Raw genomic sequence first — 26,294 nt, forward strand, 5'->3', positions numbered from 1 at the left:
GTAACAAACATACTAAAATTTGGGCGGAATCCCCGGCTCATCCCGGCAACAGGAAGCCTTTTGCTAAAAATATGAGAAAGCAGGCTTAAAAAATGAAATCGGTAATTCAAAAAAGGATTTTCTGCATTTTCAAAAAAAAACAGCGCAACTAATAAGTGGTAATTATCAGCCATTTTTAAACAGCAAATAGCATGAACCTCTTTGATGGGCAGCTTCCAACCGCAAAAAGAAATTGATCAGAAAATAAATATATACTGCCATTCAATAAAAGCCGGGTACAACAACAGGAAATATTTTAGAATTTGAAGTTTCGCGTTGAATAACGGAAACTAACCATTAAATTTTTATCTCATGAAAAAGATTATTTATACCAGGATGCTTACGGCAATTTGCTGTTTAGCTTTGTTCGCCTGTTCAAAAAACACTGATGATGGCAGTAATGAAAATACAACCTTATAGGAAATAAGTGGCGACTACTACCTTACTTTTAGGGTTGACGGGGAACAAATAGTTTATAATTACAATATTGAGGCGGGCAGCGAAGTGGCTGGATTTATCAATTATTTCAACACCATGATGTATCAACATGTTGTAGACGGCATACTTAACAATTCTGAACCGAATCGTAATTTAATTATCTTCAATTTTGCCACGCAAGCACCTGTAGACGGAAATGTTACCTATACCCCATCTAATACGTTCGTTTTTATTCCCATTTACCTGGATGAAAATGGAAATCCCTTCGAGGGAATTTTAGAAGGCAACTATAACGTTAGCTCAGATAACGAATTTCGTTTTACAGAAATTACTGAAACTTATCTGGAGGGAATTTTTTCCGGCACCTTTTACCTTAGTACAGATTCCAGCCAGACTGTCTCCATTACCGATGGCGAATTTAAAGTTCCTAGAATAACTCCCGATGAAGATGATTACCAGATGGGGAGATAGCCTGCCCATCCTCCAAACTAATGCCCGTAAAAGGAACATAATACTCCCGGCAGGATTTGCAGCCCCACATGGCAGGCCTATTACATGCCGGTACAAAATCCAGGCTCCAAAGAAATTTTGGAGTATACCGGCGTCCTGAATATTCTTGGACAAAACACTAAAACTGCCACTATTTTCCCTAACTCCAGAACCCAGATGTTCCTAAAGTAATAGGACATAAAGTATAGTTAAATAATTTCCCTCACACCTTTGATTTTGTAATTTACATCTCGGCAGGTGCTCTCCCCTTACCTGCTTATCGAAATTATAAATCAAAAAACCAATCATTATGTTAGCAATGAATTTTCGCGGCCCGTTTAGAGTACGTGCCGATCATGACCAGCCCTATCCTGAAATAGAACATCCTGAAGATGCCATTGTAAGGGTACTGCGTTCCTGTATTTGCGGCTCAGATCTTCACCTATATCATGGGCTTGTACCAGATACCCGTGTGGGTTCTACCTTTGGGCATGAATTTGTAGGAGAAATTGTAGAAGTAGGATCTTCAGTTCAGAATGTAAAAGTCGGGGATAAAGTAATGGTCCCTTTTAATATTGCCTGCGGAAAATGTGCCTTTTGCAAACAGGAGCTGTATGGTAATTGTCATGAAGCCAATGCACAGTCTACGGCTGCCGGCGGAATTTTTGGATATTCCCATACTGCCGGCGGATATAACGGTGGCCAGGCCGAATATGTAAGAGTACCATATGCTGATGTTGGGCCGACTGTGATTCCTGACTGGATGGATCCCGATGATGCGGTGCTGTTAACAGATGTAGTGCCAACAGGCTACCAGGCCGCAGAAATGGGTGGCATACAGGAAGGAGATACTGTGGTGGTTTTTGGTGCAGGACCTATTGGAATTATGGCTGCCAAGTGCGCCTGGCTTTTTGGAGCAGGCCGTGTAATTGTGATAGACCAACTGGATTACCGCCTGGAATTTGCTGAAAAATATGCTCAATGTGAAGTCTACAACTTCAAAATGCTGGAAGATCCTGTGGTATTCATAAAAAAACAAACAGATTCCCTGGGTGCCGATGTTTGTATTGATGCCGTGGGTGCTGAAGCTGCCGGCAATACCATGAACACTCTTATGGGCAGAAAACTATTGTTACAGGGAGGCTCTACCACGGCATTGCACTGGGCCATCAATTCAGTTAAAAAAGGAGGGATCGTTTCTATTGTTGGGGTGTACGGACCTATAGATGCTCTGGTTCCCATTGGAAATGTCTTAAATAAAGGAATTACCATCCGGGCCAACCAGGCTTCCGTAAAAAGGCTTCTGCCAAGGCTTATAAAACATGTGGAAGATGGTATTATTAATCCAAAAGAATTAATTACGCACCGCATTCCGCTGGAAGAGGTTGCAGAAGGCTATCATATCTTTTCTAAAAAACTGGATAACTGTATTAAACCTGTTCTCATACCACCTTCAGCATAGAGAAGGTGCAGAGAAAAAACAAGTACAAATTCAAAATTTAAAGATCATGAATGAAGAAACCAATAACGAGGAATTTAAAAATAAACGCGGGGGCGACCACAGCCATATTAAAGGCTGGGGAGTAGATGCCGATCCAAAAAATGACCCCACATATCCTATTAAAAAGCGTACCGATGAAGAAATAAGAGGCTACTCCTGGGAGCGGCCTGAGCAACAGGAAACAGATATTGAAGTGCTGCATTCTATTGAGCGGCCAAATATAACTGCTGTGTTTGGTACTGCAGCACCGCCTTCCGGGCTTAGTGGAATGATTAGAAGGTATGCCTATACCAAAAGTGAATCCAGCTATGGAAGGTGGCTGCCACTGGTACTGGCAGATCGTGTGGGAATGGTGGAAGGAGTCCTGGACGATCTTAAACACGGGCATATTCCAAATATTTTTGCGGAAAGAGGATGGAAGTCTGAGTGGAAGTATAACCGCAAAAATTTTATTGCGAAAACAGCGACCACAGTAGCTTTAACCTCTGCAGTTATTCTTTTATTCGCAAGAAAATCCAAAAAGAAATCCTACTGAAAATTAACTAATGAAGAGAAACCTGAAACGGACCCCGTTTCAGGTTTTTTTTTATTTGGAACAATCACTGCCTGTTTCTTTTAAAGATATAACGGGTAATAAAAATTCCGCTGTCATCATCTTCCCCGGCATAACTCTCCACGCCACTATTTACAAAAACCAGCTCCCATCCTTCCTCGCTTAAAGAATTGATCTTTGAAGTTACTACAGCATCATTAGCAGCAATATTCTGAAACCGGATCCCTCCAAGGTTGAAGAAGTTTAGGAGTTTTGTTTCGTCAAATTTCTTCAGCCTTATTTCTCCCCTGTCAGATTTATTGCGTTCGCCATCTTCTTCAGACCTGCTGGTGGTGAATTCTTTAAAATCCCGGGCTTCCTCACTGCTTATCATCCGGGAACGGCCAATTCCTCCGGGGACTATAGATTCTATTACCGTAACAATTTTATATTCCACATTTTGTGCAAATACCGCAGCGCCAAAGCACAAAAACAGGCCTAAGCTTAAAAATATCCTTTTCATATTAATCCGCTTTAAAAACAAGCTAATTAATTTAAAAAATGAATATGCTTTAGCTTTTTAATAAATAATTAACTTTTAACGTACTGGTTTTCAGCAACTAAAATAAAATTTTTAATCCTTTGGGAATACAGGTAAAAGAACATCAAATCATGATATTGATCATTTTTTCCCCTGCACTTGTCCAGTACTTTTAAGTATAAAATAGTTCATGCCATGAAAAATATTTTAGTTGCCACCGATTTTTCCAAAGAGGCTTATTGTGCCCTGCATTATGCTACTAAACTTTATAAGAATGAAGAATGCACTTTCTTCATTACCAATTTCTATGCGAATGAAGTTGAGATATCTGTTTACAGCATGCTCAATGAAGAAGAGTTTAAAAAGTTACCCGGGCTACAGGCCGCCTCCCATAGCAAGTGTACCGAGGTGATACATCAAATTACCAGAGATAATAAGCAGACCGCGCATTTTTTTAAAATAATAACCTCAAACCGAAAACTGGTTCATGCCCTTCCGGAAATTATTCTTGAAATGCATATTGACCTGGTGGTAATGGGCACCCGCGGGCACTCCGGCACAATGACGGGTTTTATGGGCAGCAACACCAGCAGGGTAATAAAGAAAACAATTCCCTGCCCCCTGCTTGTGGTGCCTGGACAATTACCCTTTAAAGCTCCCGGTAAGATTGCCTTTGCAACTGAATTAAAACATAAATTTTCTAATGATTCTCTATATGAGCTGAAAAAAATAGCCGAAAAATCTAATTCCGGAATCAGCATTCTCTACGTGGGGGAAGAAGGCTTTTTAAATGAAAAACAGAATGAAAACTTAAATAATTTAAAGCTGCTGTTAGAAGGAAACGATTTGGAAGTCACCTTTATTTCTTCTGATGAAGAAGTTTCCAAAGCAATTTCAACCTATGTAAAACAGCATGGAATTCAGCTCTTAAGCATGATATATTATGCACATAAATTTTCACATACCATTTTCAGAGAACCCGTAATTAGAAAAATAGACGAGCATCTTTCCCTTCCATTCCTGGTACTTCCGCAGAAAAAAATAAGTATAAAAGCGTCATCCCAAAATTAAACTCCGGAATGTTCTTTTTCGCTTTTGGTTTCATGAACCTCCTGGGAGGCAACGCTGTTTGAAGGCCTTATGATCAATCTTAAATCCTGGTTACGGGTAAAATATTCTATAGACCAGTTATAGAATGTCCTTATCCTGTTGCGGTAATTTATAAGCGAAAAAAGGTGAATAAACACCCACATAAACCAGGCTATAAATCCACTAAAATGCAGTTTGGGCTTTGGAATGTCTGCCACTGCCCTGCTGCTTCCTATAATGGCCATGGACCCTTTGTCTTTATATTTAAAAGCTATCGTTTTTCTGCCCTTTTCTAAATTTCTAAAATTTTTGGCCAGGTTTTTTCCCTGTTGGATAGCCACTTGTGCTAACTGCGGGTGCCCGTCTGGAAAATCAGGATCTGTGTGTTGTATACTGCAATCTCCTATCGCAAAAATACCGTCCATACCTTCCACCTGGTTGATCTCATTTACCCTTAGCCGGTTTCCCCTCTCATAAGCTTCTGCCGGGAGCCCTTTAAAGATAATACCGGTGACCCCGGTGGCCCAGATAAGGTTTTTACTCCTTATGGTTTCTCCGTTCTTAAAGCTTACTATCTCACCATCATAATCTACAATCCGGGTATTTAAAACCACTTCAACCCCCATTTCTTTCAGGCTCTTCAGGGCGTATTCCTGACTCTTTTTACTCATAGGCGAGAGCAATTCATTCCCGCCGTTTACAATATAAATTTTTGCTCCGGAGCCTGCTAATTCAGGAAATTCCTTTCTTATAGTATTATTCCGCAATTCTGCAAACATCCCGGAAATTTCTACCCCTGTAGGGCCTCCGCCTCCAATAACCATGGTAAGCCAAGGCAGGCGTTCCTGCTTATCTTTAATTCGGGAAGCCGCTTCCAGGCGCTGCAACAGCACATTGCGCATACTTAAGGCATCCTCCAGCGTCTTCATAGGAATCGCATGCTTTTTTAGCTGCTCCAGGCCAAAGAAATTTGTTTTGGTGCCGGTGGCAATTACCAGGTAATCATAATCCAGTTCACCATTATCCAGAATGATCTTTTTTTCCTGAGGCACCACCTCCTGCAGTTCCCCCATCCAGAAATGAAAGTTTTCTTTTCCGCGAAAAAGGTTACGAATGGGATAGGTGATAGAAGAGGGATCCAGATAGCCGGTGGAAACCTGATATAGCAAAGGCGGAAAAAAATTGTAGTTGTTTTTATCTACCAGGGTCACTTGAAAATTAGCATCTCCCACCAGAGACCTCGCCAGATTTATTCCTGCAAATCCACCGCCAATGATTATTATCCTCTTTTGCATAATTTTATTCTTAAGATGGCTTTAAATTAAAGGTTTTCCATAAAAAAGTGAGCCTGGGAATTAAAAATAGCACTTCTTTAAGAAGAGTTTTAACAGCAGTTAAAGAATAGCGGCAGTTTTCTATTGTTATAGCTCCTGTTCATCCTGAAAAATATCTTCTATAGCCAAACCGAATAACTTTGAAAACCGAAAGGCCAGAGGTAAACTGGGATCAAATTTTCCCTTCTCTATTGCATTAATGGTTTGCCTGGAAACGCCGGTCTCCTCGGCAAGGCCGGCCTGCGTCATATCACGCTCGGCCCTAAGTACTTTTAACCGGTTCTTCATTTATAGCGGGAATTTAATATAAGAATAGAAAACAGGTAACAAAGCCCCATAAGAATAACCACATGAGAAATTTCAGCATCAAAAGGAATTACATTGGCAATATCCAGGTTTGAATAAGCCAGGCCAACAACCAGGGTTACGCCAAGAGTGATCCCCATTGCTTCAAGAGAAATTTTTCGCTGTAGTTCATCCAGGTTTCTCAGGTGCCTGATATTGGAAATAACCATTCCTGCTCCCAGGACCAGATTGACTAGAACGGCTATTATTGAAATTGTTTCATTATAATCCCAGAGAAAGCGGGATCCAAAATTTACCAGAGCAAAGCTCAGCATCCAGGCGCCAGTCCATGCTGCAAGACGGGTGGTAAGGCGTTTTGCCTCTAAAGAGCGGAGATTTTTTTGTGTTTCCATAGTCATGTTAATTTGATTAAATGTAAAGTTATATTTACAAATATATGCATTTTCCCAAATGTAAAGCATCCTTTACAAGAAAATTTGTTCAAAGATCTCATTGCTGCTCCTGCTGTTAAATTTTTTATAAGCAGCAGCCTTTATACTTGTCATCCGCAATTTACCTTCTAATTTTAGAGAAAATTTTTAATATCGCTTGCTATGCAGGAATGGATAAAAGCGGGACTTTGGGGTTTATTTTCCGGCAGTGCCCTTATCATAGGATCTCTTATTGGTTACTATATAAAACTATCTCAAAAAACCATTGCTATTGTTATGGGATTTGGGGCCGGTGTCCTTATCTCGGCTTTGTGTTTTGAATTAATGGAAGAAGCTTTTATACAAAGTGGATTACTTCCCGCTTCTGCAGGCTTTATTTTAGGTGCGGCTATATATTTTCTGGCCAACCTATACCTGGAGCAAAAGGGTGCGAAACACAGAAAGCGGTCCCAGGGCCAGCAACCTACTGAAGACGAAGATGAAGGCAGCGGGATGGCCATTGCCATGGGCGCTCTATTAGATGGTATCCCGGAATCCATAGCCATTGGAATAAGTTTACTGGAAGGCGGTGCCGTAAGCGCGGCCACTGTAATTGCCATTTTCCTCTCTAATTTACCCGAAGGCCTCTCCAGCGCCACAGGGATGAAAAAAGCCGGAAGGTCTAAATTGTTCATTTTTGGCGTTTGGATTTGTATCGCCATTCTATCAGGCCTGGCTTCTGTTTTTGGTTACACGGTATTCAGCCAGCTTTCTGAAGTTTATATAGGCGCGACACTGGCCATTGCCGCCGGGGCGATCTTAAACATGCTCTCTGCCACCATGATCCCCGAGGCTTTTGAAAAAGGCCATAACCTTATTGGGCTTATAACGGTATTGGGATTTTTGTCTTCTTTTTTGCTCTCACACCTCGCCTGAAACAATTAAGGCAATTTCAACAAAATTGTATTACTAAAAAAAATGAGTACTGGCAAAATAAGTTTGACAATCTCTTAATTATGAATGCCTTCCTGCACTGCCCTTTAGAACCGATAGCTGGAAAGTGGTGAAGGAAGAATAGTGGTTATCTGTTCTCTAATGTAAGTCTGTAATTTTCTCTGGCCGCTCTGCTATCCATACGCACCAGCTTATCATTTTTAAAATAGTAATAACCTATTCGGCTTTGGCTATAACCATAAGGTACTATATAAACCGTCCAGTCCTCATCCATAGAAACCAATTCCTCAAATTTAGCCAGTTCTTTAAATTCAGCCGCAGACATCCCAAGTTTCGCAGCCGGAGCTTTAGACGAGTAACAGGAAATTAAAAGTATTACCGCAACAACGGCAATCGCAGTATTTTTAATCATAACTATAAGATTTGAAGATGCCCCACAAAAAGTTAGCCAGAATACCTATAGAAGATTAAAAGCAATAGAACAAATGCTATGGAATACATTTGGAAAAACAATAGAGAAGAATAAAAAAGCCCCTGCATTGCAGAGGCTTTAAGTACTCGGGACGGGACTTGAACCCGTACGAACGTTGCTGTTCATTGGATTTTAAGTCCAACGTGTCTACCAATTCCACCACCCGAGCGAAAAACAAAACCCCGACAAACCGGGGTCTATTTTTTACTATTCAGAGCGAAAAACGGGATTCGAACCCCTGCCTACCGGCAGGCAGGCGCGACCTGTCGCTCAAATCAGTTTAAGGAGTCATTTCATACATGATCTCAACCGATGTTCCAGAGCGAAAAACGGGGTTCGAACCCCTGCCTACCGGCAGGCAGGCGCGACCTGTCGCTCACATCAGGTTTAAGGAGTCATTTCATACATGATCTCAAACGATGTTCCAGAGCGAAAAACGGGATTCGAACCCGCGACCTCCACCTTGGCAAGGTGGCGCTCTACCAACTGAGCTATTTTCGCGTTTTAATGAACTTACCCTTATATTAAAGGGCTGCAAATCTTTATTGCGGACGCAAATTTAAAACATTTTCAACAACAACAAAGAACTTTTTTAGAAAAATGCTTCTAAAAATTTTAGTCATCTTAATTAGTTGTCTGTCATAATCCCACTGGTCTCCTGTTCAGGCTTTTATATCTGAAAAACAGAAGATCCTGAAACAAGATCAGGATGACGTTCTTTTGTAAACTGCCTTGTGATACGGGGATGCAGTTGTAAATAGCCATTCCTCCATTGTCCATTATCCATTTTCAATTTAAATATTCAGGCTCTTGCTTTCTGCTTACTGCTTAACATCCGCTTGATCTCATTAAGCTTCATCAAAGCTTCCACAGGGGTAAGGGTATCAATATCTATATGCAGCAGTTCGTCCCGAAGTTCTTCCAGCAACGGGTCGTCCAGGTTAAAGAAACTTAGCTGCATCTCATCTTCGGCCGATTTCTTTAAAATTTCTCCCGAATCTTCCATGGCATGGGATTGCTCCAGTTTTTTCAGAATTTTATTGGCGCGATGCAATACCTGCTGCGGCATACCTGCCATTTTAGCCACATGAATCCCAAAACTGTGCTCGCTTCCCCCAGGCACCAGTTTCCGAAGAAAAAGAACATTATCTTTTAACTCCTTCACCGATACATTGAAATTTTTAATACGGGAAAAAGTATCGCCCATTTCATTTAGTTCATGGTAATGCGTGGCGAAAAGGGTTTTTGGGCGGGCGGGATGTTCGTGCAGGTATTCACTTATAGCCCAGGCTATGGAAATCCCATCGTAAGTACTGGTGCCACGGCCAATTTCGTCCAGCAGCACAAGGCTTCTCTTGGAAATATTATTCAGAATATTGGCAGTCTCGTTCATTTCTACCATAAAAGTAGATTCTCCCATAGAAATATTATCGCTTGCTCCCACCCTGGTAAAAATTTTATCTACCAAACCTATCCGCGCCTCTTTTGCCGGTACAAAACTTCCCATTTGGGCCATAAGCACAATAAGGGCAGTCTGCCTTAAAATAGCCGATTTACCACTCATGTTTGGCCCGGTAATCATGATAATTTGCTGGTTTTCGCGGTCCAGTTGCACCGTATTGCTTACATAAGTTTCCCCAATGGGAAGCTGTTTTTCAATCACCGGGTGCCTCCCTTCCTGAATATCCAGTTCATATTCTTCCTCCATGACCGGGCGGCAGTAATTCTCGGCTTTTGCCTGCTGTGCAAAGGAACAAAGGCAATCCAGACGGGCCACCAGTTGGGCATTTTGCTGCACCGGCTGTATATAATCGTTCATCCAGCCAACCAGTTTCGCAAAGATTTTCTGCTCCAGCTGAAGGATCTTCTCTTCGGCGCCAAGAATTTTTGCTTCATATTCCTTAAGTTCTTCAGTGATATAGCGCTCTGCATTTACCAGGGTCTGCTTCCGCGTCCAGCCTTCAGGCACCTTATTTTTATGGGTATTTCTAACTTCAATATAATAGCCATATACATTGTTGCTCCCAATCTTCAGGGAAGTTATACCAGTAGAGGCGCACTCGCGTTCCAGCATATTGTCCAGGTAATCCTTGCCGGAAAAAGCAATTTTTCGAAGTTCGTCCAGTTCCGCAGAAAAACCACTGGCGATCACATTTCCCTTCTGCACATTTACCGGCGCATCTTCGGTGAGGCTTTCCCGGATTTTATTTCTTAACAGGTCACAGCCCTGCAGGTTATCGCCTATCACTTTTAAGGCTTCATTTTTACATTCCGAAGAAATCTTTTTAATAGGAATTACCGCGTCAAGGGAATTTTTTAACTGGTTCACCTCACGCGGAGTTACTTTTCCCGTGGCTACTTTGGAAATAAGCCTTTCCAAATCACTTATCTCTTTAATTTGTTGCTGAATTTCAGCTAAAACCGAAGCATTTTCTATGAAGAATTGCACCACATCATGGCGCTTGCTTATTTTTTCGCCATTTTTAAGCGGAAGGGCCAGCCAGCGCTTCAGCAGCCTTCCTCCCATGGGAGAAATCGTTTTGTCTATCACGTCCAGCAACGTGGCTGCATTCATGGCGGTGGAATGGTATAATTCCAGGTTCCTGATGGTAAAACGGTCCATCCATACATACTCTTCTTCAGCTATGCGGCTAATTGAAGAAATATGCTGAAGTTTATGATGCCTGGTTTCAGATAAATACTGCAAAATAGCCCCCGAGGCAATGACTCCTTCCTCCAGGTGGTCTACTCCAAAACCCTTAAGAGATTTGGTTTGAAAATGAGAAGTCAGGGCCTCAAAAGCAAAATCCTGTTTAAAAACCCAGTCTTCCATATAAAAGGTATGAAAGTTCTCCCCAAAAACGGCGGCAAACTCTTTTCTAAATTTCTTCTGAATTAACACCTCACTGGGGCTAAAATTCTGAAGCAGTTTATCTATATATTCTGAAGTGCCCTGAGCGGTAAGAAATTCGCCGGTAGAGACATCCAGAAAGGCAATTCCCGTCTCCTTTTTTCCAAAATGCAAAGCACATAGGAAGTTGTTGGATTTGCTGTTAAGCACCTCATCACTCAATGCCACCCCGGGAGTCACCAGTTCTGTCACCCCGCGCTTTACGATCTTTTTAGTGAGTTTTGGATCTTCCAGCTGGTCGCATATTGCCACACGTTGTCCCGCTTTTACCAGCTTTGGCAAATAGGTATTTAAAGAATGGTGGGGAAACCCGGCAAGTTCGCTTCTTTCTCCCCCATTGTTGCGATTGGTAAGTACTATATTGAGGATACGGGCGGTTTTTACCGCATCCTCCCCAAAAGTTTCGTAAAAATCACCCACCCTGAACAACAATAAAGCATCAGGATATTTGAGCTTGATGCTGTTATATTGCTTCATTAAAGGCGTGACCTTCTGGGGTTTTTTAGCTGACAATTTTTTGGGATTTTTAATTTGGGCTAATGTAAAGAATCCCAAGTTTTAATAGAAAAGAAACTGCCCCAAGTTATTCAAATTTATCCACAGCTGCAGCCCACATAAACAAGCCTTTTTTACAGTTTTTGTCAAAACTTACCAACCAAAGAATTATAGCACATATAATAATTTTGCAACCAGAATTTTCCACATTTGAACAAACCAGCAACTTTTAGTAAAGCATGTTTCTTAAAATACGGTCCAGGTTACATTCCATCATGGTATATTTTTTATCAGATAAAAAAACCTCCTGCATCTCCTTTTGCAGCTCAAGAATTTCCTTGTAAGAAAAATGATGTACCGCCACAGTGTCCTGAATTTTCTCCAGGCTGTCTTCCTCGGTATCCCCTGCGATTTCTTTTTGCATCTTTTCAAAAGTCTCCTTATCCACTTTAGATTTAATAAGGTTTACTTCCTCCTCGGTTTGCAAAGCATCTGCATTAGCACACAAGAGCAGGATATACACCTGCAATTCCCTCTTCGTCCAGTGAATTTTTTCTTTAGTCATAACTTCCGAAATTTAAGTGTTTATAATAGTCAGCACATAATAAATTACAATTATCAGCAGAATAAAAAGTCCTATCGCTAAAAACCGCAGGGAACGGTTTACATTCATAAATTTTACACTGGCAATTTTGGAGTTTATATATACCTGTTGGCCTAAATGATCAAAAAGCTGGTCTTCATCAAGGCTGATGTTATAGAAGGTCCTGGAAAAGTTTTTAATATCCCCAAATTTACTGATGACATCCCGGAAGAAGAAAATATTCTTATCGTACCTGCCCTCAATACGGGGCATGAAACAACGAATACTGTAGTAGATGGAAATTACCATGGAAAGAAACCACAGGCCCAGCAAAAAGTAAATGGCAATTTCATTTTTGCTCACAAAATGGGACAGGACCACATCTATGTTCTGAAAAATAAAATTAAACAGGATCCCGTAAAACGATAGAATTAGCCCTGCTTTAAGCTCTGAAGCTTTAATAAGAGAGGCAACATAGGTAATGCTTCCCCAGTAATGGTCTATAAGATCATCTGTATGTTTGTTTTTAACATGAGGGGCTATTTTAGATTCCAAATCTTCCTGGCTCATAAATATGATATTTGTAATACAACTAGGGCAGCTCGCAATATGCCGCCAGTATTTTCTGCCATTTTTCCGGTAAATTTTCTTCTTTATTCTTTTTGAATCTCCGGCTAATCAGTTATTTACCTGCCAATAAGATACTAAAAATCATCTTTTCCTATCTTTATTCTTCACTTTTAATTTCCCCTCATGCACTTCAGCTTCTTTTATTTCCTCTAACCGTCCGGCCCATTTAAAGAAATAACAATATTAAAGCGACAGATCTCCAGCTGCCAGCGCATTCAATTCCTTCAAAAAACTTCCCGATTGAATTCAGCCATACATTGCCTGCACCTAAGATAACAGGTGTATTTTCCCGAGTCTTGTACAAATGCGACATGCACTTAATAAATGCAGCATATTACCTGGTAAGCAAATAATTAATAAAGTCCATATCCAGCTTCACCATAGTATTTGGGGCAACTTTGAGATATTTCTTTACATACCGCGTCATATGGGACTGGTCATAATAACCCACCTCATCTGCCAGCTGGGCCCAGGTAATCCCGGGATTTCCCTGAAGAAAATTGATTAAGCTTTTAAACTGATAAATTTTGCAGTAGACCTTTGGCGGAAGCCCCAGCATTTTTTTAAAATACCTTTCCTTACGGAAACGTTCCCGTTATTTTCATGAATAAATTCCAAAACCTTTTCCATACAGCCGGTGGTGCGCTCATGCGGAAGCCGTTCCAGGAAAAATGTATTAAGCACCTCTACCTGTTGTTCCGTTTCCTGTTTTTCTTTTAATGCAGAAAGCAGGTGCTCTGCTTTATCTCTTCCCAGGAAATCGGGTAAAGGTTTGGAAGCATTGGTAAGCTCAGCCATATTATTCCCAAAAAGCCTGAACATGCCAAGCGGGTAAAAAAATACCATAATGGATTTTACATATCCGCGAATTTCCCCATAAACAGGCGAGGTTACCTGCCCCGTGGCCACCGCAGGAGTGGTAAAAAAATCTCTCCCGTCAATCCTGGAAACAAGCCTGCCCTTTCGATTTAACAAATTAATGATAAAACCACAAAGAGCTAAAGGAGGAGAAAAATAGGGTTGTTGCATGCCCTCCGGTATTTCCAGGACTCCATAAGAGGCTATACATTCCTGAAGCGCGGGATCGGGAAGATAATTTGAAGGTTTTTTCATATGCCCGGTTTTTAATCCCATAACCATATAGAGTTACAGATACTATGAAAGTTGCCACCGGGAGGAATCCTTAAACAGTAAGATGCCGATCAAGAAGAGCAAATACTAATATAAGTATTTCCCGGGATGGAAATTCATGATTTTGTGATAAAGTTTTTATTCAAAACCCCACTCTCTGCCATGGCTACGGCTGGAATTTAAACGAGACCAGTCATTCCAATATTTTTAAATCCTTCAATTGGAGATTCTGAAAATATGGAATCTAAAGAGATCTCTCTTTCATGTGAGAAAATTACTTCAGTGCGCCCTGCCTTCAGAACCATTTTCAGCGGGAACAAGTTCATAAACCTTTTCAGGTTTTAGTCCTTTTTCCCGTCGGTGGGAAACAAAAATGACCGCGGTCTCACTTTGCGCTGAAATTTTATTGATCAACCCGCAAACTTTTAGTGCACTCTTTTCATCCAGGGCTGTGGTAGGTTCATCAAGAATTAGAAGTGGAGGATGCTTGATCATTGCTCTCGCGATAAGCAGGAGGCGCTGCTCCGGCAGCGATAATTTTGTAAAGATGTGGTTTTTCCTGTGCTCCAGGCCAATCACTTTTAGCCATTTCCCGGCCAGTGTAAGTTGTCCGGCAGTCGGCTTTTGATATAGGCCAATGCTGTCCACCAAGCCGGAAACGAGCATTTCCTGCGCTGTATTTCTTCTGTGGAAAAGCTCGGTTATGGCAGGCGAAAAATAGCCGATTTTATTTTTAATCTCCCACACGCTTTCCCCGCTGCCTTTTCTCTTTCCGAATAAAAACACTTCTTCCACAAAAGCTTTAGGATTATCGCCATAGATCATGCTCAAAATGGTGGTTTTTCCTGAACCATTAGGGCCGGTTAATTCCCAGAATTCTCCTTTTTCTACCTTCCAGCTGATATTATTTAAAATTGGCCGCCCCTCATAATTTACAGAAACGTTCTTCAAGTTGACCAAAGTTTCCGGAAAATCATGAAAAGCAACCGGAGCGGCAGGAATTGTTTGGCTTTTTCGAATATTGCCTGCAAAGAAATCCCGGGCTAAAAATGCTTCAGCAGAAAAAGATTTGTATTGTTTATCATTTTCAAAAAGCAAGATTTTATCAATAAAAGCAAAAAGGTCTTCCTTCCTTCGGAAAAGCTGAATAATAAAAATTTCTTTTGAAATTTCCCTCAGCCTTATTTTCAAATCTTCTACAGATTGCCGGTCCAGAGTATCGAAAATACTGTCTAGGATAAGATAGTCAGGATTTTGCTTCAACAGGTAATTAAGCAGGGCTTTACGTTTCTCCCCGCTGGAAAAAGTGCGCAACGATCTTCCAGTTTCGCCCACCAGTTCAGAATAATCCCTTCGCTGATCTTCCTCTATAAATTTTTCCAGTACTTTTTCTGAAAAAACCGCCCCGCTTTTTTCCTTAAACCCGATTAGTTCCGGTACGGTTTCCTTCTCAATGAGCTTATTCAGCCATTCATCATTTTCAGAAAAACCCTTCACATAAATTGCGTAATGCTTCAAAACCAACTCCATTAAATTTGCCCCGGTTTACTTTCCCACTTTTCTCTCCTCACTCACTCCAAAACTTCCTCAGAATCCACAGATTCCCATAGAAATTATTACCATTTTCACTTTTCACTTTCCATTTTTCACTTTCCATTTTTCACTTTTCACTTTCTGAATCCAGATTTCTGAGCCAGGTATAAAATAATTCCGGCCACGACTCCAGTACGCGGTTAGCATTTCCAAGTGAAAAACCATGCCCACCTTCAGGATAAATATGCATTTCTACCGGGACATTGTTATCCTTTACAGCTTTGTAAAAATCCAATGAGTTTTCCACCGGGACCACCTCATCATCTGTGGCATGAACAATAAAAGCAGGCGGAGTATCGGGCGAGGCCTTTAATTCATTAGAATACTCATCAACCAGCTCCTGTTTCGGGTTTTTTCCTAATAAAGCGTTCCGGGAGCCCTGATGAGTAAATTCCATTTTCATGGTAATCACAGGATAGATCAACGCCATAAAATCTGGCCGTGAATTTAGCGAACCTTCACTTTCAAAATGGGTTCCCAGGGTAGATGCCAGGTGCCCGCCTGCAGAGAAGCCGATAACACCCACTTTTTGACGGTTTATATTCCACTCTGCTGCATGCTCACGAACCAGCTCCATTGCTTTTTGCGCGTCCTGCAAAGGTGCTTTGTAGCTAACACTTACAGAAGCCGAAGAAGGCAGGCGGTATTTTAGCACAATTCCTGCAATCCCTTTGGTGTTCAGCCACTTTGCTATTTGAGTTCCTTCCCAGTCAAAAGCAAGGCCCTCATACCCGCCGCCGGGGCAAATTAGCACTGCCTGTCCCGTGGCGATATTTTTTGGCGGCAGGAACACCTGGATTTCCGGTTCCTGTACTTTTCTGATCCAAAGGAGGTCCCCCTTATCTGCTATTTCTTTTTCTTCTGAAGGTTTGGAGTTGGGAATTCCTTCGGGCCATAACGGGAAGGTTTCATCTTGTGCCATTGCTGAAGTAATTGTTGCTATTATGAATATTAAGATTAGAAGTTGCTTTTTCATTATTTTATGCTTGTGGGTTGTGGATTAAAATGTATTTCTAATTCAAGCTATATGTGAACCAATTATTTTATCTTACTTTTTTAGAGCAAGTAACAATAATTGCAAATATTTAATTCCTGATTTTTTTCTCCTAATTCAAATTATCCATTATCCATTGCTCATTGTTCATTGTTCATTGCTCATTGCTCATTGTTCATTGTTCATTGTTATTGATACCCTGCTGCCTGTAAATTAAACAATTCGGCATACAGCTTATCATTAAGCATTAATTCTTCGTGGGTTCCAATTTCCAGTACTGAGCCATCTTTTAACACCATAATCCTGTCCGCAATTCTTACTGTACTAAAGCGGTGAGAAATAATCACCGCGGTTTTTCCCTGGGTAAGCTGAATAAAACGCTGGAAAGCTTCTGTTTCTGCCCTTGCATCCAAAGCTGAAGTGGGCTCATCGAGAATCAGCACTTCAGCATCTTTCATATAAGCCCTCGCTATGGCAATTTTTTGCCACTGGCCGCCGGAAAGATCTTTCCCGTTTTTAAACCTTTTTCCCAGTTGCTGATTATACCCCAATGGCATTTCAGCAATTACCTCCTGTGCAAGGCTCTTTTGCGCGGCAGTCTCTATTCGCTGCTGATTTTCGATTTCCCTTATTTCCCCCATAGCGATATTCTCCTTCAGGGTAAGTTCAAATTTTACAAAATCCTGAAAAATCACTCCAAAGTACTGCTGGTAAGCCGCCTGATTGTATTGCTTTACCGGAATGCCATCCAGTAAAATTTCCCCTTCAGTAGGCTCATAGAAACGCAGCAATAATTTAATAAGCGTAGTCTTGCCGGCGCCATTCTCTCCCACAAAGGCAAGTTTTTCCCCGGCCTTCAGCTGAAAATTGATATTCCTTACCACCCATTTTTCAGATTTTGGATACTTAAATCCTACATTCCTAAACTCGAATCCCTCTGTAATTTTTTCCGGCAGAGGCAGTTTTCCAGCCGTGGTTTTTTCAGCAAAGGAAAGGCTGAGAAAATCAAAGTAATCCTGGAGATAGAGCGCGCTTTCGGTAATGGCAGTAAAACGGGTAAAAAAACCCTGCAGTTTAGATCTTAACTGGTTAAAGGACCCGGAAAGGAAGACCAGGGTGCCAAGGGAAAAAATCCCGGCCACAGTACGGAAAATAATAAAAACATAGGCCCCATAATACGCCGAGGTCCCAATAATATTAAACAAAGAACCCCAGCCGGCGCGTTGCCTGGCCAGCTTTTTACTTTGTTTAAAATATTTATCAGAAAGCCCTTTAAAACGTTCGGCGAGGTACCCGGACAGCCCGAATAATTTTACTTCTTTGGCAGTAACATCGCTTGCCCCGGCATAACGCAGGTAATCTAGTTCCCGGCGTTCCTGCGTCCAGCTGCGTGCAAGCGAATAACTGGTACCGCTAAATTTGATCTCGTTTATTACGGTGGGAATAATAGATACCAGTAACAAGATGATGAGCCATGGTTCATAGGCCACCACTCCACCCAGCAGGGATAATATTACCACTATATCTTCCCCCTGCGTAAGGATATTAGACATTAAGCCCACCCTGCCGGTGGTTTGCTGCCTCGCCCTTTCCAGTTTGTCATAAAATTCAGAATCCTCCAGCTGGTCCAGGTTTATCTCAGAAGTTTTCTTTATAATTCTTACCGAAGTATCTATAGAATACTGGTCTCCCAGCAAAGCGTCGCTAAGACTGATTCCCCGGCTGATGAGATCTGAAAGAATGGCCAGGGCAAATTCGGCTCCCACCAGCAACCAAAGATGTGCCAGGTCCTTTTGCGGGGTGGCAATTTGTACCTCAACTTCATCAATAATCAGCTTTCCCACATGAAGGATAAGCACTGGAAAAAAAGCATTAATGATCCTGCAGATCACATTGGTGTAAAACAACAGCGGATTTACCTTACGGATTTCCTTAAAGAACTTTGGCACGAATTTAAGCGCGGCAAAACTCTCCCTGAAATTGATCTTGTTGGGTGCTATGGATTTCTTTTTTCGAGGCAAAGCAAATTTTTCCCTGCAAGTTAAGAAGGAAAATCCAAATGCTCTCTGACTTTTAACCCATACATTATCAGCGTCATAGGAATTTTCCTTCAGAAATTTGCAGCTCTGAAAAACAGGAGACAAAATAGCTTTAACATACTATTAATCAAAATCTTACAATTCTTACAAGTAAATGCTAAAAAAACTTTAACATCACCTTTTATCGTTCTTACTTGCATTTAATCGATTTTTGTGCCTATTTGCACCCGATTTAGAGGTCTATAATTCTGAAAATAAGCACCTACCCCTCCCTGCTTTTTTATAGCAGCGGGAAGTTTCAGAGACATTGTAAGCCTTCTAATTCAAAATATATTGTTAAAAAAGCGGCTGCCACAAGCCGGAATGTGAAAGACCTAATGAAAATGATGATGCCCCAAATTTCTGCCAGAAAGGCTGTATGGTTTACTGCCTTTTCTCTTTTTAGCATTTTATTCTATTCCTGTTCGCCAGATGAAGGCGTGTTAACAGAAGGTACTTCTGCTGAAGAAGACTATGGCCCCACCACCACCTATACCGGGATTTTTGCCACCTACAATTCGGCATATCGCGGCACCTTTCAACTGGAGATCTCAGAAGCCACCTTTGAATATGAAAAATCTGATTATCATGCGAATGCTTCTTTAACCATTCAGACAGGAGAAATATACACTGCAAAATTTGTACGTGCTGAGGAGGTGAGCAAAAGCAGTGATTTTAAACTCACCTTTGACTCGGCAGATTTTTCCTTTATTTTTTCCCTGGATGCTGAAGGAAAACCTGTATTTACAGATGTAGTATTTAAAAATGAGCCTGGAGCAATAGTTGCTGCGGAAGAGACCACCAATAAAACGCTTACCCCAATTACAGGAACCTATAAATGCACCAATTGCCAGGATAAAGATTCTATAAACGGAATCCCCCTCAACAACGAAGATCGTACCTTTAATATGATGCTTACCACTGAAGATGGCAGCAGTAGCATGACCATACAGGCTTCACTGGGAATTTTAGTGGACACCGAGGTAATTGTGGAAAAAAGCTGCACCACTGCGGGAGAGTATACTATTTGTGAATTCTCCAACGGCATATATGGCAGTAATGAACCGGTAACCTGGACAGGAGTACACCGTTTTAAAACCCTTACTTCCGATAGCACTTCCACCTGCTCCAGCATCTCCGGCCATATCCGCTTTGAGTCTGCTGAAGCCGGTATTATTGAAGGAGACTTCTTTAGTGACAGTACCTGCCCGGAAAAAACATATTATGTAAGTGCCAGTGGTGACGATGCCAACAGCGGCTTTTCTCCCGAAGAAGCCTGGAGCAGCATTGACAAATTGAACAGTATGGATCTACAACCAGGAGACGTTATTCTTTTTGAAGGAGGGCAGCGTTTTAACGGTAATTTATACCTGGATGCGGAAGACGCTAATAATTCTGCCAGTCCTGTAAAAATAGGATCTTATGGAACTGGAAAAGCAATTATTGATGCAGGGGATAATTTTGGGATTTACGCCTACAATACTTCAGGAATTAAAATTGACAATATAATTGTTGCCGGAAGCGGTGCACAGACCAATAACAACACCGGCATCCTTTTTTATAATGATTTGAGCGGAGATATAAAACTGGATCTTGTGGAAATCACTAACACTGAAGTTTACGGCTTCAGGGAGGCGGGGATCACCATTGGCGCCTATAACGGCAATTCCGGGTACAGCAATGTGCTCATTGAAAATAATAAAGTGCATGACTGCCTGGATAAGGGAATTACTTCTTATGGCAAATTTTCCTCCACCAAGACCGGCTATGCGCATAGAAATATTATGGTTAGAAATTGTGAAGTTTTTAATATTGAAGGTTACAGTAAAAATTCCCATTCAGGTAACGGAATTGTATTGTCTGACGTTCAAAATTCGGTTATAGAGCATTGCACCGCCTATAACTGTGGTAGCGGAAATACTAATTGCGGAGGGCCGGTGGGCATCTGGTACTGGGATGCAGATCAGGTGACCATACAATATTGTGAAGCTTATAATATAAGCTCCGGTTCAGGGTGTGATGGTGGCGGCTTTGACCTTGACGGTGGGGTTACCAACGGCACCATGCAGTATAATTATTCTCATGACAATGATGGTGCGGGTTACCTCATAGGGCAGTTCACCGGCGCACGGGCCATGAAAAACATACACGTACGATACAATATAAGCCAGAATGATGCGGCAACCAATGGTGGGAGTGTTTACCTGTTTAACGGAAATGCGGCTATGCAGGATATTTATATCTATAATAATACCCTATACCTGAAAGAAGAAAGTTCAAATACCGCTTCTGCCAACGTAAAGTATAACAGCTGGTACCCCGTTAAAAACAATATCAACTTTTTCAACAATATCTTCTTTGCTGAAAACGGCGCGGATCTGGTAAGTATCCCAAATGGGTATGATGGCAATTTTGAAGGAAACCTTTATTACACCAGTGGAAACTTCAGCCTTAAATATAAAGGCACCACTTACGCTTCGCTGGAAACCTTCCGAAATACAGGAAATGAAATTTTTGAAGATTTGCCAAGCGGGTATGAAGGCCGCCCATTGCTTGCCAATCCCGGCAATGGCAGGACCATAGGCTATGGCAACGAGCTTTCAGCCTTAAAAGCTTACGAATTACAGGAGGGTTCCCCTGCTATAAATGCCGGCGTGGTAATTCCTGTAGAGCGTGGAAATCGTGATTTCTACGGAAATGACCTTCGGGAAAACACTGTTCCTGATATTGGAGCACAAGTAAATTTAACCCCGCAAAGCCGAGCAGGCGTAATAGCAGAATTATAAAGTTTATTTAGTTAGTCACTCCCCACAGGCCTGGAAATTTAGCTGAACCAGATTCAGAAAAATTTTTCGGGCCTTTTTTACTTTTCAGCAAGTGAATGGAGCATTGCCTGAAGTTCTTGCCGGGTAAAAACCTTTCCCGATTTGACCACGGCAAATACGTTGTGAACATTTTTAATATCCTTCAGCGGATTATTATCCAGCAATAAAAGGTCTGCCACTTTGCCCCGGGAAATATCCCCATACCTGCCCAGAACATCAAAAAATTCAGGCCCATTAATCACGGAAGTTGCCAGAGCTTCCTGCGGACTAAGCCCTGCAGCCACGAGCGCCTCAAGTTCCTTTTGAAGTGACTCCCCGGCATAAACAAAAGAGTTAAAGGCGCCACTGTCTGATCCCGCTAATATTTTAACGCCGGCATCCTGCATAGGACGTATCATTTTGGCACTTATATTTTCCATTTTTGCCCTCATCTGGCTACCGGAAGCTTTTGCCCTTTTAGCTCCTTCTATCCTGCCCTGGTATGTTGCTTTAATGCCTTTACCCACATAAGGAAGCAAAGTATCCCGGGAATGATCTACCTCCAGGATTTCCGCAAGCGTCTTTCCTATATATAAGGTAGGAGTGATAAAAACCTCATTTTCTTCCATTCTTGTAAAAACCTCGCCTGCCAGTTGGGGGTCATAGGTATCTATAAGAGTTTCCATCATTCCATATCCCAGGTTTAATTGGGAAAGGCTGTCGGCTACCGGGGAACAGGCTTTTAGTGGATAATACATGTGTTCTGCCCCATTCAGTCCCAGGCTTACCGCCTTAAGAAAATCTGCCGCAAGAGGCATATGGCCTGTGGTTTTCATTCCTCTTTTTTCAGCTTCCTGAATAATGGCATAATATGCCTCTGGGCTAAGGCTTCCATCATACATTTTTACATAATCCACATCCAGTTCCTGCAAAGAGTCCAGCGCGGCCGCTGCTTCCTGCTGATTGGTAACAGAAATGGAACCCGGCCAGGCAGGGTTTTCGCCATCCAGCTTTGGCCCGGAAGTAAAAATTGTGGGCCCGGCCATTTTATTTTCGGCTACAGCCTTACGCCATTTTAAAACAGAAGGCGTAATGTCGCCACCGGCATCCCTTACGGTAGTAACACCGTATGCAAGGAACAAGGGAAGCAGGTTTTTATTTTCTCCTATCAATGTATCTCCTCCCCTAAAATGTACATGCATATCCCAAAGGCCGGGGATTACAAACTTCCCGTTGGCATTGAGTTCTTTTTCTGCTTTATAATTTTCTATAGCTTTAGCATCCACAATTTGGCTGATGCTGTCTCCGTTTATAAGAATAAGTTTATCTTCTTCAATTTCTCCCGATGCTATATTTACAATATTTACATGGGAAATAAGCAAATCATAGGATTTTTTCTTTTTCCCGCAGGAAACTACAAAGAAGATGAGCAGGCATAAAACTGCCGGTTTTAGCGCGCTTATATTGCTGTTGGATATATTCATACCTAATCCTGATTCAGGTTAATACAGATAGTAAATGATTTATATTTAAAAAATGGGATCTGGCATAGTCAAGCTGTTTTATTCAATTGGCTTCTTCAGAAACTTCTTTCATCAACTCCTCTATACCCCTTTCCAGTTGCTGGTCTCTTCCTTCAGAAATCACCCCCGGCATATTTCTTACTATAATATCAGGTTCGGTTTGTTTGTTTTCCATCCAATCCCCCGCCATATCCCGTGCACTTACAGGCACAATTCCCCAACCGGTGCCATCTGCCAGAGTTTCCCACCCGGCAAAACTACAGGTCCCGGGAACGGGCATGCCTACTGTTTTACCAATATTAAGGGCTTCGTAGCTACTGGCGTAACAGCTCCCGTCTGAATACATGCTTTCATTATATAAAGACAGGGTAGGTTTAGTCCAGCGGGAAGTGGGTTCTCCCCCAACATCTTTGGCAGCCGTGGCGTAAGTAATAAAAGGGGTTCCTGTAAAAAAGGCAGCCAGATCTGCCACCAGGTCTCCCCCTCCATTAAACCTGGTATCAATAATCACCGCTTTTTTATCGAAATATTTCCCCATCATGTCTTCAAAAATAGAGCGGTACGGCCCGTCAGCCATTCCGGGAATGTGCACATAACCCAGTTGTCCGTCACTTTTTTCCGCTACCTCTTCTTCATTTATTCGCACAAAGCGGTCATATAGCAAATTTCTTTCTTCATTAAGGCTTATGGGCTTTACCGTGATTTGTTTACGCTCTTTGCTTTCAGGATCAAAAAGTTCCAGCAGTACAAATTTCCCCGCCTTCCTGTTTAAATACCTTGCCACATCCTTATCTGCGGCAATAGTCTCACCATCTATACCTTCAATGATCATCCCGGGCTTCACATTAAATGCGGCTTTGTCCAGTGGCCCTCCCTGCAGCACTTCCGTAATTAGAATTCCCTTTCCTTCATGGTCATAGTCCAAAAATATCCCAAGAGCAGCGGTTTCATCTCCATTTTCTATATCACTGCTATATCTTGCGCCGGAATGAGAGGAGTTTAGCTCGCCCAGCATTTCTGAAAGCATTTCAGCAAACTCATAAGAATCTCCTATATGGGGAATGTATTTTTTGTATTCTATATAAAGGCTGTCCAGGTTTTTACCATGAAAAGTGGGCTCATAAAACACATCTTTGGCGCGGTTATAAACATGGTCAAACATGCTTTGCCTTTCAGCAACTTCATCATATGTCATTTCCCCTGAAATCTTTATATTCTCTGACTTTCCTGCAGAAGGATCTAATTTGGAAATTTTTCCTTCGCTTAACAGGTAAAGATTTTTCTTTTCTTTATCCCAGCTTAAACTGCCTCTGCGGGTATTCAGCTTAATGATCATTTTTGTTTCGCGGCTGTGCAAATCTGTTTCCCAAAGGTTATTTTTATCTTCAAACTCGGCCAGGTAGTAAAGCTTTTCCCCATCTTTAGAAAGTACCGCATCGCTAAGGGAACTGGAATGTATTGTAAGCCTGGCTTTTCTCTCTTTAAGCCCTTCCCAGTCAATTTCCAGAGGAGTTTCTTCTTTTTTATCCCTTTTCTTTTCTGAAGTACTGTCCGGGCTGTTTGCCTTTTCTATTTCCTTCATTAACTTATAGTCCTCTTCACTCATATTATATTTATCCCAGGCATCCTGGGTAAAAAACATGCTATACACATCTTCTTCTGTCCTTCCGCTGGTGGCATAACTTTTTAAGCCATTTTTGTTACTAAACCAGATCATCTGTTTGCCGTCATTGGTCCATTTTGGATAAGAATCATCATAGCCGCTTTCAGTGAGATTCACTCTCCTGCCCCCATTGGCCGCCAGCAGTAATATTTCGCTGTTGTTCAGGGATTTGTTCCAGTCTACAAGCAACCATTTACTGTCTGGACTCCAGGTAAAATATTTATCTCCATCTCTCATGGTAAAAAGATCTTCAGGAGTAAGCAGGTCTGTAGTTTTTCCAGATGGCATATCTTTCACCCTAAGGATCCGGCGATCTGCAATAAAAGCCATTTTCTTACCATCGGGAGAAAAAGACGGCAGATAACTGTCTGTTTCATTACTCACTAAAACTTCTTCGTTCAAAAGGGTTGAGGCATAAAAGAAAGGTTCTTCTTCCCTTTTTTTAGTGGTTTTATAGATGTTCCATTTCCCTTCCCGTTCGCTGGCATATACAACAGATTTCCCATCTGGCGTAAAGGTTACAAAGCGTTCCTGCTCCGGGGTATTGGTAATTCTCTTGGTGAGGGAACCATCTACAGAGGTTACAAAAACCTCTCCCCTGGCGATAAAGGCAATTTCCTTGCCTCCGGGGGCCACAGCCATTTCATCCACTCCGCCGTTAATGCTAATATATTTATCGGTATTGCTTTCGGCCTGGGTGCGAATAGTTACTTTTACCTTTTGCGGCTCCTGTCCTTCCTTCATGGTATACAATTCGCCATCGTATCCAAAAGCAAGAATCCCATTGCCATAGCTTAGAAACCGTACAGGGAAAGTATCCAGGTGAGTTAACTGCTCCTGGTCCTGTGGGTTTGAAAGGGATAATTTATGCACATTAAAATTGCCACTTTGTTCACTCAGGTAATACAGGGACTTTTCATCTTCAGAAAATACCGGCTGCCGGTCTTCGCCCTCAAAATCAGTTATTTTTGTATATTCCTCCGTGCTGGTATTATAGCTCCAGATATCCCTGGTGATAGCAGAGGTATGATGTTTTCGCCACTCATTTTCATATCCTTTTTTATCATGATACACCAGTAGTTTCCCGTCACTGCTTACCTGCACATCTTCAGCAGGCACCGTAAAGATTTGATCTACCCGGCCGCCGGAAACCGGCACCGAATATAACTCCGGCTGGGAAGAGGTGGGAAATTGCCTGTGGCTGGCAAGATCATGCCGCACTCCTCCAAAGATCACACTTTTATTGTCTGCAGAGAAACTGTAAGGACTCTCATCGCTACTGTGAAAAGTAAGTCTTTCAGCAGGACCGCCAAGAGCATCCATAATAAAAACGTCAAAATTCCCATAGCGGTTGGAAGCAAAGGCTATCTTGCTGCCATCATTGCTCCAAACCGGCATATAATCATGTGCTTCGTGAAAAGTTAATTGTTGGGCTTCCCCTCCGGTACTGGGAACCCGGTACAGGTTGCCTTTATAAGTAAAAGCTATATTATCCCCATTAGGCGAAATGCTTTGATACCTGATCCATTTTGGAGTAATTTGAGCGGAAGCTATGCTACTGCTAAAAACCAGCAGCATATAAATAAAAATTTTCTTCATAGGAAATATAAGAAGGTTAATGCAGCGCCTCACAACGGCGTAGCTCTATCCTTCAAAGATGGCAAAAAAGCTGAAGTTTTGAAAAAGAATATGCCGCCGGTATTTATACTTCCATATTCCTTATTTTATCCTTACCATTTTTAATTTTGTTAAAAAAAAGAGTACCTCTTTTTATAAACCTTTGA

The 26,294-nt window shown here is 41.7% G+C and carries 21 protein-coding genes and 2 tRNA genes; 6 read left to right on the plus strand and 17 right to left on the minus strand.

Annotated elements, in window-relative coordinates; genetic code table 11:
* Nucleotides 1–573 precede the first annotated feature (573 nt).
* The 3 genes from AB8M93_RS08565 (at nucleotide 574) to AB8M93_RS08575 (ending at nucleotide 3,002) form a co-directional block, all read left to right on the plus strand.
* The gene (locus AB8M93_RS08565; protein ID WP_373057152.1) at nucleotides 574–948 is read left to right on the plus strand and encodes a hypothetical protein; all 375 of its coding nucleotides are present in this window, start codon (nucleotides 574–576) and stop codon (nucleotides 946–948) included.
* Between the two features lie 328 nt (nucleotides 949–1,276).
* The gene (locus AB8M93_RS08570; protein WP_373057153.1) at nucleotides 1,277–2,428 is read left to right on the plus strand and encodes a zinc-dependent alcohol dehydrogenase; all 1,152 of its coding nucleotides are present in this window, start codon (nucleotides 1,277–1,279) and stop codon (nucleotides 2,426–2,428) included.
* A 46-nt stretch (nucleotides 2,429–2,474) separates the two neighbouring features.
* Complete coding sequence (locus tag AB8M93_RS08575) at nucleotides 2,475–3,002, plus strand: hypothetical protein (protein ID WP_373057154.1); 528 nt, start codon at nucleotides 2,475–2,477, stop codon at nucleotides 3,000–3,002.
* 64 nt (nucleotides 3,003–3,066) lie between these two features.
* Here the strand turns inward: AB8M93_RS08575 and AB8M93_RS08580 are convergent, their stop codons facing one another.
* Nucleotides 3,067–3,522 (minus strand): hypothetical protein, encoded by a 456-nt coding sequence (locus AB8M93_RS08580; protein WP_373057155.1) that lies wholly within the window; start codon nucleotides 3,520–3,522, stop codon nucleotides 3,067–3,069.
* A gap of 213 nt (nucleotides 3,523–3,735) precedes the next feature.
* On the opposite strand from AB8M93_RS08580, the gene AB8M93_RS08585 reads away from it, so the two are divergent.
* Nucleotides 3,736–4,611 carry a universal stress protein gene (locus AB8M93_RS08585; RefSeq protein ID WP_373057156.1) on the plus strand — a complete coding sequence of 292 codons (876 nt, stop codon included), beginning with the start codon at nucleotides 3,736–3,738 and terminating at the stop codon, nucleotides 4,609–4,611.
* Here the strand turns inward: AB8M93_RS08585 and AB8M93_RS08590 are convergent.
* The 3 genes from AB8M93_RS08590 to AB8M93_RS08600 all read right to left on the minus strand — a co-directional run bounded on the left by AB8M93_RS08590 (nucleotide 4,608) and on the right by AB8M93_RS08600 (nucleotide 6,661).
* Nucleotides 4,608–5,924: an NAD(P)/FAD-dependent oxidoreductase gene (locus tag AB8M93_RS08590; RefSeq protein ID WP_373057157.1), complete on the minus strand. Its 1,317-nt coding sequence runs from the start codon at nucleotides 5,922–5,924 to the stop codon at nucleotides 4,608–4,610. The genes AB8M93_RS08585 and AB8M93_RS08590 overlap by 4 nt on opposite strands.
* Before the next feature lie 126 nt (nucleotides 5,925–6,050).
* A complete protein-coding gene (locus AB8M93_RS08595; RefSeq protein ID WP_373057158.1) occupies nucleotides 6,051–6,251 on the minus strand; it encodes a helix-turn-helix transcriptional regulator in 201 nt (66 codons plus the stop codon).
* A complete protein-coding gene (locus AB8M93_RS08600; RefSeq protein WP_373057159.1) occupies nucleotides 6,248–6,661 on the minus strand; it encodes a hypothetical protein in 414 nt (137 codons plus the stop codon). The genes AB8M93_RS08595 and AB8M93_RS08600 overlap by 4 nt, the downstream gene beginning before the upstream one ends.
* A 201-nt stretch (nucleotides 6,662–6,862) precedes the next feature.
* Here AB8M93_RS08600 and AB8M93_RS08605 point away from each other — a divergent pair, with 201 nt between their 5' ends.
* Nucleotides 6,863–7,615, plus strand: coding sequence for a ZIP family metal transporter (locus AB8M93_RS08605; protein ID WP_373057160.1), 753 nt, complete (start codon nucleotides 6,863–6,865; stop codon nucleotides 7,613–7,615).
* Nucleotides 7,616–7,760: 145 nt separating this feature from the next.
* Here AB8M93_RS08605 and AB8M93_RS08610 read toward each other — a convergent pair whose 3' ends face one another.
* The 11 genes from AB8M93_RS08610 to AB8M93_RS08660 form a co-directional block, all read right to left on the minus strand.
* Nucleotides 7,761–8,045, minus strand: coding sequence for a hypothetical protein (locus tag AB8M93_RS08610; protein ID WP_373057161.1), 285 nt, complete (start codon nucleotides 8,043–8,045; stop codon nucleotides 7,761–7,763).
* A gap of 143 nt (nucleotides 8,046–8,188) precedes the next feature.
* A tRNA-Leu gene (locus AB8M93_RS08615) sits at nucleotides 8,189–8,274 on the minus strand.
* A 259-nt stretch (nucleotides 8,275–8,533) separates the two neighbouring features.
* A tRNA-Gly gene (locus AB8M93_RS08620) sits at nucleotides 8,534–8,606 on the minus strand.
* A 301-nt stretch (nucleotides 8,607–8,907) separates the two neighbouring features.
* Entirely contained in the window at nucleotides 8,908–11,493 is a 2,586-nt protein-coding gene (gene mutS, locus AB8M93_RS08625; protein WP_373057188.1) for a DNA mismatch repair protein MutS, read from the minus strand.
* A 247-nt stretch (nucleotides 11,494–11,740) separates the two neighbouring features.
* Entirely contained in the window at nucleotides 11,741–12,076 is a 336-nt protein-coding gene (locus AB8M93_RS08630) for a hypothetical protein (protein ID WP_373057162.1), read from the minus strand.
* A 12-nt stretch (nucleotides 12,077–12,088) separates the two neighbouring features.
* A complete protein-coding gene (locus tag AB8M93_RS08635; protein WP_373057163.1) occupies nucleotides 12,089–12,664 on the minus strand; it encodes a Pycsar system effector family protein in 576 nt (191 codons plus the stop codon).
* A 394-nt stretch (nucleotides 12,665–13,058) separates the two neighbouring features.
* The gene (locus AB8M93_RS08640; protein WP_373057164.1) at nucleotides 13,059–13,283 is read right to left on the minus strand and encodes a helix-turn-helix domain-containing protein; all 225 of its coding nucleotides are present in this window, start codon (nucleotides 13,281–13,283) and stop codon (nucleotides 13,059–13,061) included.
* The gene (locus tag AB8M93_RS08645) at nucleotides 13,229–13,837 is read right to left on the minus strand and encodes a DUF6597 domain-containing transcriptional factor (RefSeq protein WP_373057165.1); all 609 of its coding nucleotides are present in this window, start codon (nucleotides 13,835–13,837) and stop codon (nucleotides 13,229–13,231) included. The genes AB8M93_RS08640 and AB8M93_RS08645 overlap by 55 nt, the downstream gene beginning before the upstream one ends.
* A 297-nt stretch (nucleotides 13,838–14,134) precedes the next feature.
* Complete coding sequence (locus AB8M93_RS08650; protein ID WP_373057166.1) at nucleotides 14,135–15,373, minus strand: ATP-binding cassette domain-containing protein; 1,239 nt, start codon at nucleotides 15,371–15,373, stop codon at nucleotides 14,135–14,137.
* A gap of 142 nt (nucleotides 15,374–15,515) precedes the next feature.
* Complete coding sequence (locus tag AB8M93_RS08655; protein ID WP_373057167.1) at nucleotides 15,516–16,424, minus strand: alpha/beta hydrolase; 909 nt, start codon at nucleotides 16,422–16,424, stop codon at nucleotides 15,516–15,518.
* A 206-nt stretch (nucleotides 16,425–16,630) separates the two neighbouring features.
* Nucleotides 16,631–18,463, minus strand: a complete 1,833-nt coding sequence (locus tag AB8M93_RS08660; protein WP_373057168.1) for an ABC transporter ATP-binding protein — start codon at nucleotides 18,461–18,463, stop codon at nucleotides 16,631–16,633.
* A gap of 383 nt (nucleotides 18,464–18,846) precedes the next feature.
* Between AB8M93_RS08660 and AB8M93_RS08665 the strand changes: the two genes are divergently transcribed.
* Nucleotides 18,847–21,306 (plus strand): right-handed parallel beta-helix repeat-containing protein, encoded by a 2,460-nt coding sequence (locus AB8M93_RS08665; RefSeq protein WP_373057169.1) that lies wholly within the window; start codon nucleotides 18,847–18,849, stop codon nucleotides 21,304–21,306.
* A 77-nt stretch (nucleotides 21,307–21,383) separates the two neighbouring features.
* Here AB8M93_RS08665 and AB8M93_RS08670 read toward each other — a convergent pair whose 3' ends face one another.
* Nucleotides 21,384–22,808, minus strand: a complete 1,425-nt coding sequence (locus AB8M93_RS08670; protein WP_373057170.1) for an amidohydrolase family protein — start codon at nucleotides 22,806–22,808, stop codon at nucleotides 21,384–21,386.
* A gap of 82 nt (nucleotides 22,809–22,890) precedes the next feature.
* The gene (locus tag AB8M93_RS08675) at nucleotides 22,891–26,109 is read right to left on the minus strand and encodes a S41 family peptidase (RefSeq protein ID WP_373057171.1); all 3,219 of its coding nucleotides are present in this window, start codon (nucleotides 26,107–26,109) and stop codon (nucleotides 22,891–22,893) included.
* Nucleotides 26,110–26,294: the final 185 nt, after the last annotated feature.

Origin of the sequence: Autumnicola aciditolerans, assembly GCF_041679265.1 — a bacterium.
In the GTDB taxonomy this organism is placed as follows: domain Bacteria; phylum Bacteroidota; class Bacteroidia; order Flavobacteriales; family Flavobacteriaceae; genus Autumnicola.